Source organism: Luteimonas sp. 3794 (genome assembly GCF_031456825.1).
In the GTDB taxonomy this organism is placed as follows: domain Bacteria; phylum Pseudomonadota; class Gammaproteobacteria; order Xanthomonadales; family Xanthomonadaceae; genus Luteimonas.
The window spans coordinates 255,988-273,623 of record NZ_JAVDVJ010000003.1; the positions used below are offsets into that span (position 1 = coordinate 255,988).

Consider the following 17,636-nt stretch of genomic DNA (forward strand, 5'->3'; position numbering starts at 1 on the left):
GGCGCATGCAGTCGGCGGGCAACGGGTTCCAAGCCTGGGCGATTGCTTCGTGACGTGATGTCGCGAACGCAGCCGCCGTGAATCAGATCAAGCCCTCGGCCGTCATCGCCGCGCGCACGCCCGCGTCCGCCAGCATGCGGGCATCGAAAGCCTGGAGATTGTCGAGCCCGCCCAGATCGAGCTTCAGGCGCTTGGCCCACTGCAGGGTCACGAACAGATACGGATCGGCGATCGAACGCGTGCCCACGAGGTAGTCGCGGCCGGCAAGCTGTGTGTCGAGGCGCTCGTAGTAACTGCGGATCTTCTGCATCGCATGCTTGCGCGTGCGGTCGACCGCGTCTGCGTCTTCGAGATACTTGGTGCTGCCGAACAGCGGATGAAACGCCGGGTGCAGATCGGCATTGAGCAGCGCCAACCAGCGGTTGACCTCGGCGCGGCCCTGCGGCGATCCGTCACCGCCGAGTTTGGCTTCGGGATGGCTGTCGGCCAGATAGCCGAGGATCGCAGCGTTCTGGGTCAGCACCCAGTCGCCTTCCGCCAGCACCGGCACCGCGCCGGCAGGATTGAGCGCGAGGAACGCGGGTGCCTTCATCTGCGTCGCGTCGACGACGCGCGCCTCGAACGGTGCGCCGATCCACTGCAGCACGATGTGATCGGCCAGCGAGCAGGCGCCGGGCTTGGTGTAGAGAATGCGCATGGCGGTCCCAGGGTTGAAAGGGACGCCATCATGCGCCGGGCGTCGCAGCCGGGGGAAGCCGGCGACGCGGCGCCGCTCAGCCGCGCTCGCTGCCGTTCGTCGGGCGCGCAGGGCGCAGCGACTGCACGCGCAGGAAGGTGTGATCGCCGATCGTCGCCACCTGGTGCGCACTGCGCCAGGCCGGCGCGGCAATCGCATGGGCCATGAAGTGGCTCGCACCCGGCACCACCTGACGGCGTTGCTCGGGCGGCAGCGACCAGTTGCGCTCCGACTCCAGCGCCACGCTGACCGCGCGGGTCCAGGCATTGGTGTTGGCGAGCTTGGTGTTCGGCGACAGGATCGTCGGCGCGAACTGCTTGCGCGCGGTGACCACCTCGCACATCGACTCGCCCCACAGGCCGCTCTCCTGGCGGCGCAGGGCCACCTCGGCGACGGCTTCCTGCCCGCGGACGGACTGGTCGCGGGCTTCCAGGTACACCGTCGTGCTCAGACAGAGCGAATCGGCGGCGGGGGGCGGCAGCACGGAGGCCAGCCACATCACCCATTCAAGTTTCATCAACGACTCCTTGCTGCGTTGCGCCGGCCGCACCTTGCTCTCCTCCTCGCGGAAGAAACGCAGGCAACTGCGGAAACCGGCATGGCGTATTGGGGAGGGCGGCGGACTCTGTGGTGCGCTTGATCGCCCGGGCACCGAAGTCCGCAGAAGGCGGGTCGGGCCGGTGTCCCGCCGAAGGGGGCGGAACGAAGTGGGGGCACGGTAGCCCCGGTTTTTCGAATCAAACGTGAATGCGGGGCACTGGCGCCGGGGCCACTTGTGTGGCTGGTCGTGGCGCCTGACGCATCCTATTCATGTTCAACGCGGTCGTGAGGCGGTCGCGATCGTGTCCGCGGACTCGAATTCGAAACCTGAATAGGTTTAGGTTTTCTTCAGAGGTGGGCCGCGAGGCGGCTCGCCTGCGCGATCGCGCGCTTGGCATCGAGTTCCGCGGCAACATCGGCGCCGCCCACCAAGTGCACGACCGTGCCGCTCGCCTGCAAGGCATCGAACAGGTCGCGACGCGGTTCCTGTCCGGCGCAGATCACCGCGTGATCGACATCGAGCGTCTGCTCCGCGCCATCGACGCGGATGCGCAGGCCGGCATCGTCGACACCGAGATATTCGACGCCACCGAGCATCGTCACGCCCTTGGCCTTGAGCGTGCTGCGATGGATCCAGCCGGTGGTCTTGCCGAGCCGCGCACCGGGACGGCCGGGGCTGCGCTGCAGCAGCCACAGCTTGCGCGCGGGTGGTGTGGGCGCGGCCGGCACCAGGCCGCCGGGCTGCTCGAAGCTCGGGTCGATGCCCCATTCGCGCATCCAGGTGCCGGCATCGAGGCTCGGCGAAGCGCCCGGATGTTCGACGAGGAACTCGCCGACATCGAAACCGATACCGCCCGCGCCGATGATCGCCACGCGCGCGCCGGGCACCACGCGGCCTTCGATGACGTCGACATAGCCGACCACCTTGGGATGCTCGCGGCCCGGAAAGTCGACCGCGCGCGGCACCACGCCGGTCGCCAGCACCACGGCATCGAATCCGGCGAGATCCGCGGCCCCGACGGGTGTCGACAGGCGCACGTCGACGCTGGTGTCTTTCAGTCGGGTGCGGAAGTAGCGCAGCGTTTCATCGAACTCTTCCTTGCCGGGGATGCGCCGGGCGAGGTTGAACTGGCCGCCGATCTCGGCCGCGGCATCGAACAGCGTCACTGCGTGACCGCGCTGCGCCGCGACCGTCGCGCAGGCCAGGCCCGCCGGGCCGGCGCCGACCACAGCCACGCGCAGCGGATTTGCCGCCGGGAAATAGTTGAGTTCGGTCTCCGCGCACGCGCGCGGATTCACCAGGCAACTCGCGGTGCGGTTCTGGAACACGTGGTCGAGGCAGGCCTGGTTGCAGGCGATGCAGGTATTGATGCGCTCGGGCGTGCCGGCGCGCGCCTTGGCCACCCACTGCGGATCGGCCAGCAGTGGCCGCGCCATCGACACCATGTCGGCCCCGCCGCTGGCCAGAATGCGTTCGGCGACGTCGGGCATGTTGATGCGGTTGGTCGCGATCAGCGGCAGCGACACGTGCGGCCGCAGCTTGGCGGTGACGCCGGCGAACGCGGCGCGCGGCACCGAGGTCGCGATCGTCGGCACACGCGCTTCGTGCCAACCGATGCCCGTATTGATCAGCGTCGCGCCGGCCGCTTCGACCGCGCGCGCCTGCTGCACGACGTCGTCCCAGGCGGAGCCGTCCGGCACCAGCTCTAGCATCGACAGGCGGTAGACGATGATGAAATCGTCGCCAGCCGCCTCGCGCACCCGGCGCACGATCTCGGTCGCAAAGCGCATGCGCTGCGCAGTGTCGCCGCCCCAAGCGTCGTCGCGCGTGTTGGTGCGGCGGCTGAGGAACTGGTTGATCAGATAGCCCTCGCTGCCCATCACTTCCACGCCGTCATAGCCGGCCTCGCGGGCGAGCTTCGCGGCGCGCGCGTAGGCGCCGATGGTGCGTTCGACGCCGCGCGCCGACAGCGCCCGCGGCGTGAACGGATTGATCGGCGCCTTGATCCGGCTCGGTGCGACCTGCAGCGGGTGATAGCCGTAGCGCCCGGCGTGCAGTAGCTGCAGGCAGATCTTCGCGTCGTGGCCGTGCACGGCTTCGGTAACCTGCCGGTGCCGGCGCGTTTCCCAGCGCCATGACAGCTTGCCGCCGCAGGGCTTGAGCCAGCCGGCGATGTCCGGCGAGAAGCCGCCGGTGACGATCAGGCCGACGCCACCCTCGGCACGCTCGGCGAAATAGCGCGCCAGCTTCGGAAAATCCGCGGCGCGATCTTCAAGGCCGGTATGCATCGAGCCCATCAGCACGCGGTTGCGCAAGGTGGTGAAGCCCAGATCGAGCGGCGCCAGAAGATGCGGATAGGAAGCGGCGACGGGCTGGCCGGAGGCTGGCGTCATGGTCAGGATACGCGTGCGTATGGATCGCCCAGCCTGCCGGGAAAGCCGCGTGTGGGCAAGCGCGGCGAACGCGGGTCTCTACGCGCGTGCTGTCAAGAGTTGCCAGTGCCGGGCCGCGCCCTGAACATGTCGCGCCCCGCACCAGGGACGGCTGCCATCCAACCTTTCCAGGATTACCTGCGCGACGGCATCGTCGCCGCCGATCTGCCGGACCTGCATCCGCTGCTGGCGGCGCGTGAACAGCTGCGCGCGTTCTCGACGCTGTTCCATGGCGGCGAGGAGATCGTGATGGTGCGGCTGCTTGTGCTGCGCGCGATCGGCGAACGCGGCGACGCGCCGGACTGGTCGCCGCAGGAGCTGCGCGAGCATTTCGCCTGGCTCGATCCGGTGAAGTTCGACACGGTGATCGGCCGCCTGCGCGACAACGGTCTGCTGGCCTGGGACGCGCAGAGCCAGCGCTACCGCATCAGCCCGGTCGGCCGCCAGGCGCTGTCGGCGCTGGGCCTGCTGGTGCAGTTCAATGCCGAGGGCGACGAGCTCGCCTATGTCACTGCGCAGCTCGCCGCCGGCCAGGCCGTCGGCAAGGTCGGCGCGGCGGACCTGCAGCATCTGCTCTCGCGGCTCAACGAACTGCGCGAGGATTTCGATCAGGCCGTGCTCAGCGGTTCGGAGCACCGCATCCGCCAGGCCGCCGACACGCTGCAGTCGGTGTGGCACTGGGTGGAGAAGGGCACCGAGCTGATCCGCGCGATCGCGGCCGACGACGATCTGGATGTCGCCACGCATCGCGTCGCGCAGCAGATCGGTCGCGCGCAGAGCGCGATGCTGCGCCAGGCCTCGGTGTTCCAGCGCGCCCTGAACCAGCTCGACCGGCATCGCGTGCATCTGGGCGCGAGTGGCTTGTCGTCGTCGGACGTCAACCGCTTCCTGCGCGCCTGCGATCCGGCCGCGCTCGCCGACATGGCCACCGACGCGCTGACCATCGCGCCGCAACCGGCGTTCGTGCTGGGGCCGATCGCGCTGGATGTCGCCGAGTACGAACTCGTCGAGCGCGAGCGCGAAGCGGCCGCCGATGCCGGCCTGCCGCCGGCGCGCGATGCGCCCGAAGACCTGCAGGCGCCGGTCGCCGCCGACGACTACGCGCACGCCGCGCAATGGCTTGACCAGCTCAGCGCGCTCGATACGGCCGCGCCGCTCGGCGACTGGGTGCCGCAGGAGAGTTTCGCGGTCAGTGCGTATCGCCTGTCGCTGCTGGGCCTGATCGGTGACGCCGGCGCCGAGAACCGCAGTGGGGTCAGCGCGCGGCTCGCGCAATTGCCGATGCAATGGCGCGTCGACGTGGCGTTCGAGCGCATCGACCGCGCCGGTGTCGCCCTGATGAGCCGTGGGCGCCTGCTGCCCGCGGGCATCGACGACGAGGCCCCGCCCGGAATCGAGATGCCCGACATGACCGCGCACGGCATCACCAACGACGGCAACGAGGCCGCCGCCGCGCCTGCACCGCGCCGTCGACGCGCCGCCACACCTTCCGCGGAGACCGGCACGCCGCCGGCACCCGCACGACGCAAGAAGACCGCATGACCGACTCCACCGCTTCCCTGATCGCGCGGCTACTGGCCGAGCGCTGGCTGCCGCGCGAAGACCGCGCCGTGCGCCAGATGCTGGTCGATGCCGAGCTGCGCGAGGACATCGACCGCCGTCTCGCCGCCGCCGGCCTGCGCCTGCTCGAACATCCGTACGCAGCGCATGTCGCGGTCGGCATCGCGCGCCAGCACGAGGCCGACGTGTTCGGCCACAGCGATGCCTGGGCTGCGAGCAATCTGCAGCTCAGCCGCGATGCGCTCGCGCTGCTGGTGGTGCTGTGGTCGCTGCTGGTGCTGCCCAAGCGCCAGCGTCAGATCGCGCGCCAGCAGACCGATCTGGCGCAGGACCAGGAGCAGATGTTCGCAGAGCTCAAGCCGGTACCGGTCGGCGCGGAAGTCGTCGAACCGGTCAACGAACGGACCCTGCTCGCGGACTTCGGCGTGCAGCTCGGTGGCAAGGGCCGCATCCACATGAATCTCGGCACGTTGCAGCGGCAGGGCTTCATTGCGCGGCGCAAGGAGCGGATCCACGAAGGCCCGCTGCTGGATCTCGCGTTCGACTACGAGCGCATCGCCAGTCGCGTGATGGACGGCGCGCTGGCGCACGTGATCGCGGAGAGTCGCGTCGGTCGAGGGCTGGACGTGGAAGACGCCGATGGCCTGGACGACATGAGCCACGACACCGGGACGACCGAGGAGGCACACGCCGATGTTTGAATTCCGTAGTCTCGAAGTTGTGCACTGGGACTACTGGCAGCGTTATTCGCTGCCGCTGGATGCCTCGGTCATCACCGTGGTCGGCCCGAACGGCTCCGGCAAGACCACGCTGCTCGACGCGCTGCGCACGCTGCTGGCGATCGACGATCGCGACATGGCGCGTGACTACAAGACCTATCTGCGCCACAACGGCAAGCCGTTCGCGTGGCTGCGTGCGGTGGTCAGCAATCCGGTCGATCGACGCGGCCGCCGCGCGTTCTTCCCGTGCATGGACGAGCAGGTGACGATCGCCTGCCGCGTGCGCAAACGCGGCGGCGACTGGACGCGCGACTACCAGATCGTCGCCGGCGACGTGCCGGTGGAAGCGCTCGATGCCGGTGGCGAATGGCTGGGCGTGCGCGACTACCGCGTGCGGCTTGCCGGCGCCGGCCTGAGTCGCGCGATCTGCCGCGTGCTGACGCTCGAGCAGGGCGCCACCGACAAGCTGTGCCAGCTGTCGCCACGCGAACTGCTGCAACTCGTCTTCGACGTGTTCGAGGACAAGGCGGTGATGGACGACTACCAGCGCGCCCGCGCCGAGCAGTTCGACATCGACAAGGAAGTCGCCGAACTGCAGCAGGGACTCGCCGAGCTGCACATGCGACTGGAATCGTCGCGCGCCGATGTGCGTTCCTACGAGGACGGCATGGCGTTGCGCAACCAGCGGCAGATGCTGGAAGCGGAAATCGCGCCGAAGGTCGAACTGGCCGACCTGCGCGCGACCATCGACGGCGCGAAGCCGCGGCTCACCGGCCTGCGCCGTGGCCTGCGCGAACGCAGCCAGGCGCACGACGCGCTGCAGGCCGAAGACGCGGCGTCGATCGATGCGCGCGCCGGCCTGCAACAGTCGATCGCCGATGCGCGCGCGGCGTTGAAATCGGCCGAGACGCGGTTCACCGGCGCACGCGATCAGGCGCGCGACGCCGAGCAACTGGTGCGACGCCATGACGAACTCGCGCGTCTGCAGGCGGCACGCGGCGGCGCGGATGTCGATGCGCTCAGCCGCGAGGTCGAGCAGGGTCGGCGTCGTCAGGCGGAGCTGCGACTCGAGGCTGAGCGCGATCGTACGCGGGGTGGCGAGATCGCCGCCCAGGTGGCCGCGCTGCGCGGCGGCGGCCGCGTCGTCGAACCCTTCGAGCGCGAGTTCCGCGCCGCGCTGGATCGCGCCGACATCGGCCATGCGGTGCTCACCGAACTGGTCGAAATCGCCGATCCGCAATGGGCGGTCGCGCTCGAGGCCGTCCTCGCGCCGTACCGGCATTTGCTGGTGCTCGACTCGGCGAAGGACGTGCGCCAGGCCTGGCAGCTCGGCGAGCGCATGCAGTACCGGCATTTCGTCGTCGCCGAACGCGCACCGGCCGGCCCGGCGACGCGTGGATCGCTGCTCGAGGTCGTGCGCTTCAATGCCGATCCACCCGCGTGGCTGCCGCGCCAGCTCGATCGCGTGCAACGCGTCGCCGATGTCGAGGCCGGCCAGCGCCTGCCCAAGGGCCAGGACTGGATCACCGCGCAAGGCTATTTGCGCGAGCACCGCGGCGGCCGGCACATCGGCGGCGGTCAGCATCACTTCGGCACCGGCGCGCGCGAGGCGCGGCTCGCGTCGCTGCATGCCGAAGCCATCGCACTGCAGGAACGCGCGCAGGCACGCGAGGACGCGCTGACCGCACTGGGTCGCGAGGTCGATGCCGCGCAGTCGCGCCTGCTCGGTCTCGATGCCGGGCAGGAACTGGTGACGCGCGCGGCTGAGTTCGCCGATGCGCAATCGCGCCTGCCGATGCTGGCCGAGGCCGCGCAGGCCGCCGCCGAATCGCTGACCGACGCGCGCGCTGCGCTCGATGTCTGCGAACGGCTCGACAAGGACGGCAGCATTGCTGCCGCCACGCGCGCTGGCGAACTGCGCACGCTGGCGCAGGAACTGCACGACCGCGGCAGTCAGATCGCGCAGGAGCGCGTGGCGCTGGTGCAGCGTCTGGTCGAGTTCCGCAAGCGCCGTGCGCGCATGCCGGCTGCCTGGCGCACGCGCGAAGCGCTGCGCGAGGCACGCGACGCATACGAAAGCGCTGGTGCCGTGCGTCGCGAACTCGAGCGCATCGACGAGCGCCTCGCACGCGGCAGCTTCGTCGAGGACGCCGCCTGCGTGGCAATGCGCGACAAGTTCGCCGCCGACCACGACGCACTCGAAGCGGCGATCGCCAAGCGCGAGGCGCATCTGCACCGCGCCCGCCGCCTCACCGAGGACGCGCGCGGCGCCTACATCAACGTGTTGCGCGCGACCGTACGCCGCTACCGCAAGAACCTCACCGCGCTTGGCGAACTCGCCGGCATAGGTGTCGATGTCGGCATGCCGGAGCTGGCGAACGAGGATGTCGCGCTCGCCCAGGCCGGGCTGACCGTGCGTTTCGATTTCGATCGCAAGGGCTGGATCGGCCTCGACGACGGCGAAGCGTCCGGGGGCCAGCAGGTCATGAAATCGCTGCTGCTGCTGGTCGCACTGCTGCGCGACGAGGACCAGCCGGGCGGTTTCGTCTTCATCGATGAGCCGTTCGCGCATCTCGACGTCGCCAACATCGAGAAGGTCGGTCGCTTCCTGCGCAGCACCGATGCGCAGTACATCCTGACCACGCCGATCACCCACAACCTCAACGTGTTCGAGCCGTCGGATCTGGTGCTGGCCACCAGCAAGCGGCGCGCGGGCAGTGCGTGGGCGGAACCGGTTGCGGTATTGAAGCGTGATCGGACGGATGCGGTGAACGACGCGGCGTAATCGCACGCGCAATGCATCGTCGGATGGACGGCGGATCCCCCGTGGCATGCCGGGCGATCAGGGCAGTCGACGCTTCGAAGGTTCCAGTGCCTCGACACAAGAGAAGCCTGTCCGACCCGGGCGCGGATCCGACAGGCGATAAGAGCCCCAGCTGTGCGGCGTCAGGAGGCGGGGCTCATGCCCAGCCGGCGACAACGAGTTTGCCGATCGTGCGGCCGGACTCCAGACGACGATGCGCTTCGCGCAGGGTCTCCGCGTTGATCGGCGACAGCATGTCCGACAGCGTGCCGCGCAGCGAACCGGTGTCGATCAACTCCGCGACGCGCGCGAGGATCTTGCCTTGCTCGTCCATGTCCGGGGTGCGGAAACGCGAGCGCGTGAACATCAGTTCCCAATGGATGCCGATGCACTTGGCCTTGTAGGGATCGCCGATCTTCAGCGCGCCGGCCGGCTCGACGATCAGGCCGACATGGCCCTGCGGCGCAAGCAACTCGCCCAGCGCATCCCAGTACCTGTCGGTATCGGCGAGGTTGAGCGCGGCATCGACGGTCTCGAAGCCCAGCGTCTGGAGTTGCGGCGCGAGGTCTTCGCGGTGGTCGATGACATGGTCGGCGCCCATGATCCGGCACCACGCGATGGTCTCCATGCGCGACGCGGTCGCGATCACGGTGAAGCCGGCCAGCTTCGCCAGCTGGATCGCGATCGAGCCGACCCCGCCGGCGCCGGCGATGATGAGCAGCGTCTTGCCCGCGCCGCCGCCGTCGATGTCGAACGGCATGCGCTGGAACAGCAGCTCCCATGCGGTAATGACGGTGAGCGGCAGAGCGGCGGCCTGGGCGAAGTCCAGCGAGTTGGGCTTCTTCGCGGCGATGCGCGCGTCGATCAGCTGGAATTCGGCATTGCTGCCCGGGCGGGTGATGTCGCCCGCGTAATAGACGGCATCGCCGACTTCAAAGCCTGTGACCTCGCTTCCGATCGCGTCGATCACGCCGGCGGCGTCGTAACCGAGCACCTTCGGCTGAGCCTCGGTCTGCGGCTTCGGCGCGCGCACCTTGGTGTCGACCGGATTCACCGACACCGCCTTGATGCGCACGCGCAGGTCGTGCGGGCCGGGCTCGGGAAGATCGAGTTCCACGTCCTGCAGCGACTGCGGGTCGTCGATCGGGAGATAACGGGTCAGGGCGACGGCTTTCATGGGACGTCCTTGGGGCGTGAGGCGGGTTCGGCATTGTCGACCCCTTGCGTTCGCTTCGAACAGCGATAGGATCGCCAATCACCTTCAAGGGATTCTTTTGAATCGATGGACCGCATCGGCGACATCGCCCTGTTCCTGCGTGTGCTCGACACCGGATCGATCAGCGCCGCCGCGCGCAGCCTCGATCTGTCGCCGGCGCTGGCGAGTCAGCGGCTGAAACGCCTGGAGGATGCGCTTGGCGTGCGCTTGCTGCACCGGACGACGCGACGCCTACATCCCACGCCCGAGGGCCTGCGTTTGGCGGGGGAGGGACGTGCTCTGGTCGAGGCGCTGGACGGGCTCGCCGGCAGCCTGCGCGAAAGCGGCGGGCAAGCGGTCGGCGGCACCTTGCGGGTCACGATGTCGGCCTCGTTCGGCCGACTGCACATCTCGCCGCGGTTGCCGCGGTTTCTGGCCGCGCATCCCGGGCTTCAGGTGAGCGTGCACATGAGCGACCAGCAGGTCGATCTCGTCCGGGAAGGCTTCGATCTCGCGATCCGGATTGGCGATCTCGACGATTCCCAGCTCGTCGGACGGCGGATCGCGCGCAACCCGCGGGTGCTCGTCGCTTCGCCCGCTTATCTGGCGCGCCACGGTGCGCCCGCCGCCCCCATCGACCTCACCGCCCATGATTGCCTGGTGCTCGTCGGCAGTCGCGGGCGGCAAGACCGCTGGCAACTGCTCGACGGGGCCGGCGGCGATTCCACCGTGACCGTGTCCGGCGCGCTCGACAGCAATCTTGGAGAAGTCCTCCGCGACGCCGCGCTCGCCGATGCCGGCATTGCTTTGCTCGCGCTGTGGCATGTCGTCGACGATCTGCATGCAGGGCGTCTCGTGCGCGTGTTGCCGACATGGGCGCCGCCGGTAACCGCGATCCACGCCGTAATGCCCGACCGCATGTTCGTGCCGCAGCGCACGCGCGCGTTCGTCGCATTTCTGCAGACCGAACTGGGCTCACATCTGTATGGCGTCTCCAGCGAGGCGCCGCGGTAGATGTGTTCTAGCTAGAAGGTGGAAGTCGTCAATTCGGCATAAAGCCACGGTTAAGACCGCCCGCGCCGATCTTGACGCCACACGCACATCTCCTTCACGACAATCTCGCCCCGTTGAGGTTCCTGACCAAACCAAAGCCTGGATGAATACCCGGCAGCGGCATGTAGGACGTATTCAACCGTTATGTTAGTGTTAACAACGTCTTCACGCTGCTGACTTTAGGCTATGTGCAAGGCGTGTGCGTTTGACGCCTCAACCCGATGCCATGACGCATTCCCCCTTTTTTAGGAGCTGAACAAAAATGAACAAGAAACTCCTCTGCGCCGCGTTGCTCGGCGGTCTTGGTCTGGCGGGTCACGCCAGCGCCCAGGAGTTCGACGACCGCTGGTACCTCACCAGCTCGGCCGGCTTCAACTTCCAGGCAAATGATCGCCGCACGGACGACACCCCGTTCGTCACGCTCGGCATGGGTAAGTTCATCAGCCCCAACTGGTCGGTCGACGGTGAGCTGAACTACCAGAACCCGGGCTTCGACAGCTCGGTCGAAGGCGCCAACAACGATCTGAACTGGAGCCAGTACGGCGTCTCGGTCGACTTCCGCTACCACTTCATCAATGAAGCCCGTAGCTGGAACCCCTACCTGCTGATGGGCGTCGGCTACCAGCGTTCGGAAGAAGAGTTCGATGCGTTCCCGAGCCCGAACTCGCCCGGCGAGCGCAAGGAAGGTAACTTCGCTGCCAAGGTCGGTGCCGGTCTGCAGACCACCTTCGAAAACCGCGTCGCGGTTCGCGCCGAAGTGGCATACCGTGCCGACTTCGATGACAACAGCGTCGCTGCGAACGGTTCGCGTGACTGGGCGGGCTACCCGCACAACTCGAACGAGAGCTACTTCGGCGACGTGATGGCTTCGGTCGGCGTCGTGATTCCGCTCGGCCCGCCGCCGGCTCCCCCGGCTCCGCCGGCTCCGCCGCCGCCGCCGCCGACCCAGGCTCCGGCTCCGGCTCCGGCCCCGGCTCCGATCACCATCGATCTGAACGGCGTCAACTTCGACTTCGACCGTGCCACGCTGCGTCCTGACGCGGTGGCGATCCTCAACGAAGCCGTCGAAATCCTGAAGCGTTACCCGGAACTGCGCGTTGAAGTCGCCGGTCACACCGACTCGGTCGGTACCGATGCCTACAACCAGCGTCTGTCCGAGCGTCGCGCCAAGGCGGTCTATGACCACCTTGCCAGCAACGGCATCATGGCCGACCGTCTGGTGGGCCCGGTGGGTTACGGCGAAAGCCGCCCGATCGCGCCGAACACCAATGCCGATGGTTCGGACAACCCGGAAGGCCGTGCGCGCAACCGCCGCACCGAGCTGAACGTTCAGAACTAAGAACGACCGGTTGTGACACCAGAAAGCCCGGCCTTGTGCCGGGCTTTCTGCTTGTGGCTTCAAAACGGTTGCGGATTACGCCATGCCGAGTGGATGCGCGCGTGCGTCCCGACTTCGCGCGTGGCTGCGACGGCTCCAGTATCGTGAATGCGGCCAGCGCTATTTTTCCTTGTACGGCACGCACTTGCCGCCTACACTTCAGGCCAATTCGACCTCGGGGATGGCTTCTGATGCGTGCTTTGTTTCTGCTGCCTTTGCTGGCGCTGCCACTTGCCGGCCATGCTGCCGACTGCAGTACTCTCGACACTCGCACTGCACGTCCGGTGCAGGCGACCGTGCTGGAGCCGGTGTCGCCGGAACTCGCCGCACCGACTTACCGCCTCGGCACCAGTGCGGTACTCGCACGCGCCTATGACGAGGCCCAGTCGGCGGAACAGGTCGTGCTTCGACTCGAAATCGAGCAGTGCCAGAATGTCGCGATGGCTGCGCCCGCCGCCGGTGCGGTGAGCGCCAATGATCCGGCCGCCTACGTCAAGCAGACCGAGTTCGACAACACGCCCTACCGGTTCAACATGACCCAGGGCGGCAAGCGCATGACCGCCGACGATTTCGATGCGTGGATCAAGGCCAACGGCTACACGGTCGGCAGTCGCCGCGCCGATCCGAACGCGCCGGCTGCGCCTGCAGCGGCGGAGACCGCGGCGCCTGGCGAGACCCCGCCCGTCGAATGATCGGCGCGTCGTCCTGTATTGACGGCCTCATGACGGCCCGCGCAAGCGGGCCGTTCGCATGTCGAGGCCCCACGCCGTGAGGCATGTCGCGCGTCCGCCGCGTTACGGTTTGGCGCGCGTGCTGTCCAAGCGCGGGCTGTGTTCGCGCAGCGAGGCTGAGCGCCGCGTGCGCGAGGGGCGTGTGCGGGTCGCAGGCAAGATCGTCCGTGATCCGGAATTTCCGGTCGCACTCGACGCCCGCGACATCGTGCTGGATGGGGATGCCGCGCAGGCGGTCGCCCATCACTATCTCGTGCTCAATAAGCCGCGCGGCCTGGTGACCACGGCACGCGACGAGCAGGGCCGCGACACGGTCTATCGCTGTTTCGATGGTGCGAGACTGGGGTGGATCGCACCGGTCGGTCGGCTCGACAAGGCCAGCGAGGGCTTGCTGCTGTTCACCAGCGATCCCGCCTGGGCCGCGCGCGTCACCGATCCGGCGCAAGGGCCGCGCAAGACGTATCACGTGCAGGTCGACGGGCTCCCCGGCGAGGTGTTGCTCGAAGCGCTGGTGCAGGGCATCGACGACGCGGGCGAGCGTCTGCAGGCCGCGTCCGCACGGATGCTGCGTCATGGGGAGCGCAACGCCTGGCTGGAGATCGTGCTCGACGAGGGCCGCAACCGGCAGATCCGCCGGCTGCTGGCGGCGCATGATCTGGGTGTGCTGCGACTGGTGCGTGTCGCCATCGGCGATCTCGCGCTGGGCGATCTCGCCAAGGGCGCATGGCGCGTGCTGTCACCGGACGAGATCAGCGCGTTGGCGCCGCTGTCGGATCCCGCCATCGGCTGAGTCGGGTAGCGAGCAGGGCTGCGACGACTTCGCGTGCGCGCACGTCGCCAGGGCCTCGCGCATCGTGACCCTTGCCTTTGCCGTGATTGCAGCGTGCGCAGGCCAGCGCGAGATTGCGCGGATCGTCAGCGTCATCGTTGACCAGCGCCGTCAGCGCCGCCGCCGCGCGTCGACCGAACCAGGCTTGGGGCACCACGTGTTCCAGCGTCGCGAGTCCAAGCGGCTCGCCATCGTCGCGTACCTGCAACGCACTGCGGCAATGCAGGCAACGCGTTGACCAGATGCCATCGTCGAGCACGGCGAGGGAATCGGTTTGCGCTGCGAGCAAGAATCGCCGTCGCAGCGCGGCGCGCATGACTCAGGCCTTCAGTACACCCAGCTCAACGCCGATGCGGGTAAACGCATCGATCGCGCGGTCCAGGTGTTCACGTGTGTGCGCGGCGCTGATCTGCGTGCGGATGCGCGCCTGCTCTTTCGCGACGACCGGGAAGAAGAAGCCGATCGCGTAGATGCCTTCCTCGAGTAGGCGCTCGGCGAAGCGCTGCGCGAGCTTGGCGTCGTAGAGCATCACCGGGCTGATCGGATGCGTGCCCGGGCGCAGATCGAAGCCGGCTGCAGTCATCTTCTCGCGGAAATAGCGGGTGTTCTCGACAAGTTGCGTGCGCAGGTCGCCGGCGGCGTCGAGCATTTCGAACGCCTTGATGCCGGCGGCCACCACGTGCGGCGGCAGCGAGTTCGAAAACAGGTACGGACGCGAGCGCTGGCGCAGCAGCTCGATGACCTCGCGATTGGCCGTGGTGAAGCCGCCGAGCGCGCCGCCCATCGCCTTGCCGAGTGTGCCGGTGATGATGTCGATCTTCTCCAGCACGCCCTTCACTTCCGCCGAGCCGCGGCCGGTTTCGCCGAGGAAACCGGTCGCGTGGCATTCGTCGATGTGCACCAGCGCGTCGTACTGCGCGGCCAGCGCGGTGATCTCGTCGAGCGGCGCGATGTAGCCGTCCATCGAGAACACGCCGTCGGTCGAGATCAGGATCGTGCCGGCACCGTCGGCGCGCGCCTGCTGCAGCTGCTTCTCCAGATCGGCCACGTCGCAGTTGGCGTAGCGGTAGCGCTTGGCCTTGCACAGGCGGATGCCGTCGATGATCGAGGCGTGGTTGAGTGCGTCGGAGATGATAGCGTCCGCTTCCCCGAGCAGCGGCTCGTACAGGCCTCCGTTCGCATCGAAGCACGCGGCGTAGAGGATCGTGTCCTCCTTGCCGAAGAAGTCCGCGATGGTCTTCTCCAGCTGCTTGTGCAGATCCTGCGTGCCGCAGATGAAACGCACCGACGCCATGCCGAAGCCGTGGGTGTCGAGCGCATTCTTGGCCGCGGCGATGATGTCCGGATGGTCGGCTAGGCCCAGGTAGTTGTTGGCACAGAAGTTCAGCACCGTGCGGCCGTCTTCAAGGGTGATCTCGGCGGACTGCGGACCGGTGATGATGCGCTCGGATTTGAACAACCCCGCGTCGCGGATCTCGTCGAGGGTGTCGGCGTAGCGCTGGGTGTTGGACATGGTCAGGAGGCCTTCGGAAACGGACCCCGGATTCTACGTGTCGCCTTCAACGTTTGCCGCGACCCCGCTGCACCACCTGGTTTTTCAGCCAGGTATCCCACAGCGACTGGAGCGCAGTGAGATCGTTCGGCAAGCCGTGTCGCTCGCCGTTCGAAGCAAGCCACTGGTTGAACGTGGCGCCGCCCGCAATTGCGCTACTGATCGGGACAAGAATGCGCGGGTCTCCGCTGGTCTCCGTCAGGAACAGGGCAAGCAACAGCGACTGCCCGTAGAAGCTGTCGAGACCGGGAAACCCGGCGCCCGTAGTGACCGTCATCTGCACACCCGAGTCGGACTTGGGTCCGCGGGCGAGTGCGCGGCCCAATGCAGCCGAGCGCACGGGATGCTCGGCCTGGAGGAAGTCGGTCAGAGTCGGAATGGTGCGCGGCCGTTGTTTTGCAGCGTCGATGAACGAGGCAAGGTGGCGCGCCTGGGCTTCGGGCGGCTCCATGAGGATCGCTGCCGCCTCATCCAGCCAATCGGGAGCCGGTGTGCCGTAACGCACCTGAAGCGAACCTTCCGCATCGGGCCAGTACATGGCGCCATACATCGCGTGGCCGACCTCATGACGCAGCGTGACCGCTTCCTGTTCCGCCGCGCCCGCCAGAGCCCGGCTGATCCGTCCGCGATCCAGCCCGGCCTGACGCATGGCTCGCTCGGTCATCGCCCGCTTTGCACTCGCGGGCAACCAGACCTGGGCATATTCCAGGCCATGGGATTTAGCGAAATCCCGAGCGACGAGCGGATCCAGAGTCGTGCTGAGAATCAACGCGCCGGCGGGAACTCGACCGAAGTACAGCGCATAGCGCTGCGCTGCCTCTCGCAGTGCCCCTGCTGCCCCATTGGCTTCCTCTTCGGTATCGGCATACGCCAGGCCGTAGGGCGTGGAAACGCAAACCGGAGCCGGCGGAGCCTCGACCTGGGGACATTCCGGAACGCTCGCGGTTGCGGCTCCCGTTGTGGTCAACAATGCCGAAAGCAGAAACAGTCGAAAGACGCGCATAACCTTCCTTGGTCTGGAGTGGATTGGTGTCTGGCACCTGCGGACTGGAACTCGACGCTCAACGCCAGTCCAGCACCACCTTGCCCGACTTGCCCGATTCCATCAGGTCGAAACCCTTCTGGAACTCATCGGCCGGCAGCTGGTGGCTGAGCACCTTGCCGAGCGGGAAGCCCGACAGCACGAGCTGGGTCATCTTGTACCAGGTCTCGTACATCCTCCGGCCGTAGATACCCTGCACGGTGAGGCCCTTGAAGATGATGCGGTCCCAGTCGATGCCGGCGCCCTTGGGCAGGATGCCGAGCAGCGCGACCTTGCCGCCGTGGTACATGCAGTCGAGCATGTCGTTGAACGCGTGCGGGTTGCCGCTCATCTCCAGACCCACGTCGAAGCCCTCCATGTGCAGGTCCTTCATGACCTCCTTGAGCGAGGTGTTCGACACGTTGACCACGCGGGTCGCGCCCATGTCGGCGGCGAGCTTGAGGCGGAAATCGTTGACGTCGGTAACCACCACGTTGCGCGCGCCGATGTGCTTGCAGATGCCCGCGGCCATCACGCCGATCGGGCCGGCGCCGGTGATCAGCACGTCCTCGCCGACGACGTCGAATTCCAGCGCGCAATGCGCAGCATTGCCGTAGGGATCGAAGAACGCGGCCAGCTCGCTCGGGATCTGGTCGGGGATCGGCCACAGGTTGGTCGCCGGCATCACCACGTACTCGGCGAAGGCGCCGTCACGGGTCACGCCGATGCCGATGGTGTTCGGGCACAGGTGGGGGCGGCCGGCGCGACAGTTGCGGCAGTGGCCGCAGACCAGGTGACCTTCGGCGGACACGCGCTGGCCGACCGTGTAACCGGTCACCGCCGAACCCAGCTCGACGATGCGGCCGACGAACTCGTGGCCGATGACCAGGCCCGGCGTGATCGTGCGCTGGCTCCACTCGTCCCACAGGTAGATGTGCAGGTCGGTGCCGCAGATCGCGGCTTTTTCGACGCGGATCAGCACATCGTTCGGGCCTGGCGCAGGCACCGGCACCTCCGCCATCCAGATGCCCTTGGTCGCGTCGCGCTTGACCAGCGCCTTCATTGTCTGGGCCATTGTGTCGTGTC

At 67.7% G+C, this 17,636-nt stretch carries 15 protein-coding genes; 7 read left to right on the forward strand and 8 right to left on the reverse strand.

Annotation, left to right across the window (positions count from 1 at the left end; all coding sequences use genetic code 11):
• Positions 1-82: 82 nt before the first annotated feature.
• From J2X52_RS07425 to J2X52_RS07435, 3 genes are all read right to left on the reverse strand, one after another.
• On the reverse strand, positions 83-697 hold the full coding sequence (locus J2X52_RS07425) for a glutathione S-transferase N-terminal domain-containing protein (protein WP_310150893.1): 615 nt from the start codon (positions 695-697) through the stop codon (positions 83-85).
• 76 nt (positions 698-773) lie between these two features.
• Positions 774-1,253: a cell wall hydrolase gene (locus J2X52_RS07430; protein ID WP_310150894.1), complete on the reverse strand. Its 480-nt coding sequence runs from the start codon at positions 1,251-1,253 to the stop codon at positions 774-776.
• Between the two features lie 371 nt (positions 1,254-1,624).
• Positions 1,625-3,670 carry an NADPH-dependent 2,4-dienoyl-CoA reductase gene (locus tag J2X52_RS07435; protein ID WP_310150897.1) on the reverse strand — a complete coding sequence of 682 codons (2,046 nt, stop codon included), beginning with the start codon at positions 3,668-3,670 and terminating at the stop codon, positions 1,625-1,627.
• Positions 3,671-3,796: 126 nt separating this feature from the next.
• On the opposite strand from J2X52_RS07435, the gene J2X52_RS07440 reads away from it, so the two are divergent.
• From J2X52_RS07440 to J2X52_RS07450, 3 genes are read left to right on the forward strand one after another with little or no spacing between them, the layout of a single operon-like run.
• Positions 3,797-5,251 (forward strand): hypothetical protein, encoded by a 1,455-nt coding sequence (locus J2X52_RS07440; protein WP_310150900.1) that lies wholly within the window; start codon positions 3,797-3,799, stop codon positions 5,249-5,251.
• Complete coding sequence (locus J2X52_RS07445) at positions 5,248-5,970, forward strand: hypothetical protein (protein WP_310150904.1); 723 nt, start codon at positions 5,248-5,250, stop codon at positions 5,968-5,970. The genes J2X52_RS07440 and J2X52_RS07445 overlap by 4 nt, the downstream gene beginning before the upstream one ends.
• Positions 5,963-8,773, forward strand: coding sequence for an AAA family ATPase (locus J2X52_RS07450; protein WP_310150907.1), 2,811 nt, complete (start codon positions 5,963-5,965; stop codon positions 8,771-8,773). Before J2X52_RS07445 ends, J2X52_RS07450 begins: the two co-directional genes overlap by 8 nt.
• Positions 8,774-8,948: 175 nt before the next feature.
• Here J2X52_RS07450 and J2X52_RS07455 read toward each other — a convergent pair whose 3' ends face one another.
• Positions 8,949-9,968 carry a zinc-binding alcohol dehydrogenase family protein gene (locus J2X52_RS07455; protein WP_310150910.1) on the reverse strand — a complete coding sequence of 340 codons (1,020 nt, stop codon included), beginning with the start codon at positions 9,966-9,968 and terminating at the stop codon, positions 8,949-8,951.
• Between the two features lie 105 nt (positions 9,969-10,073).
• Between J2X52_RS07455 and J2X52_RS07460 the strand changes: the two genes are divergently transcribed.
• From J2X52_RS07460 to J2X52_RS07475, 4 genes are all read left to right on the forward strand, one after another.
• Entirely contained in the window at positions 10,074-11,000 is a 927-nt protein-coding gene (locus J2X52_RS07460) for a LysR family transcriptional regulator (protein ID WP_310150913.1), read from the forward strand.
• Positions 11,001-11,301: 301 nt separating this feature from the next.
• Positions 11,302-12,378: an OmpA family protein gene (locus tag J2X52_RS07465; protein WP_310150916.1), complete on the forward strand. Its 1,077-nt coding sequence runs from the start codon at positions 11,302-11,304 to the stop codon at positions 12,376-12,378.
• A gap of 230 nt (positions 12,379-12,608) precedes the next feature.
• Positions 12,609-13,109 carry a hypothetical protein gene (locus J2X52_RS07470; protein ID WP_310150919.1) on the forward strand — a complete coding sequence of 167 codons (501 nt, stop codon included), beginning with the start codon at positions 12,609-12,611 and terminating at the stop codon, positions 13,107-13,109.
• Positions 13,110-13,167: 58 nt separating this feature from the next.
• Complete coding sequence (locus J2X52_RS07475) at positions 13,168-13,938, forward strand: pseudouridine synthase (RefSeq protein WP_310150922.1); 771 nt, start codon at positions 13,168-13,170, stop codon at positions 13,936-13,938.
• On the opposite strand, the gene J2X52_RS07480 is transcribed toward J2X52_RS07475, so the two are convergent.
• Genes J2X52_RS07480 through tdh form a run of 4 tightly spaced genes read right to left on the reverse strand, consistent with a single transcriptional unit; the run spans position 13,898 to position 17,625 of the window.
• Positions 13,898-14,293 carry an HNH endonuclease gene (locus tag J2X52_RS07480; RefSeq protein ID WP_310150924.1) on the reverse strand — a complete coding sequence of 132 codons (396 nt, stop codon included), beginning with the start codon at positions 14,291-14,293 and terminating at the stop codon, positions 13,898-13,900. The two genes, J2X52_RS07475 and J2X52_RS07480, sit on opposite strands and share 41 nt — an antisense overlap.
• Before the next feature lie 3 nt (positions 14,294-14,296).
• A complete protein-coding gene (gene kbl / locus J2X52_RS07485; RefSeq protein WP_310150927.1) occupies positions 14,297-15,490 on the reverse strand; it encodes a glycine C-acetyltransferase in 1,194 nt (397 codons plus the stop codon).
• Positions 15,491-15,536: 46 nt separating this feature from the next.
• Positions 15,537-16,532 carry a hypothetical protein gene (locus J2X52_RS07490; protein ID WP_310150928.1) on the reverse strand — a complete coding sequence of 332 codons (996 nt, stop codon included), beginning with the start codon at positions 16,530-16,532 and terminating at the stop codon, positions 15,537-15,539.
• Between the two features lie 58 nt (positions 16,533-16,590).
• On the reverse strand, positions 16,591-17,625 hold the full coding sequence (gene tdh / locus J2X52_RS07495; protein WP_310150931.1) for an L-threonine 3-dehydrogenase: 1,035 nt from the start codon (positions 17,623-17,625) through the stop codon (positions 16,591-16,593).
• Positions 17,626-17,636 lie beyond the last annotated feature (11 nt).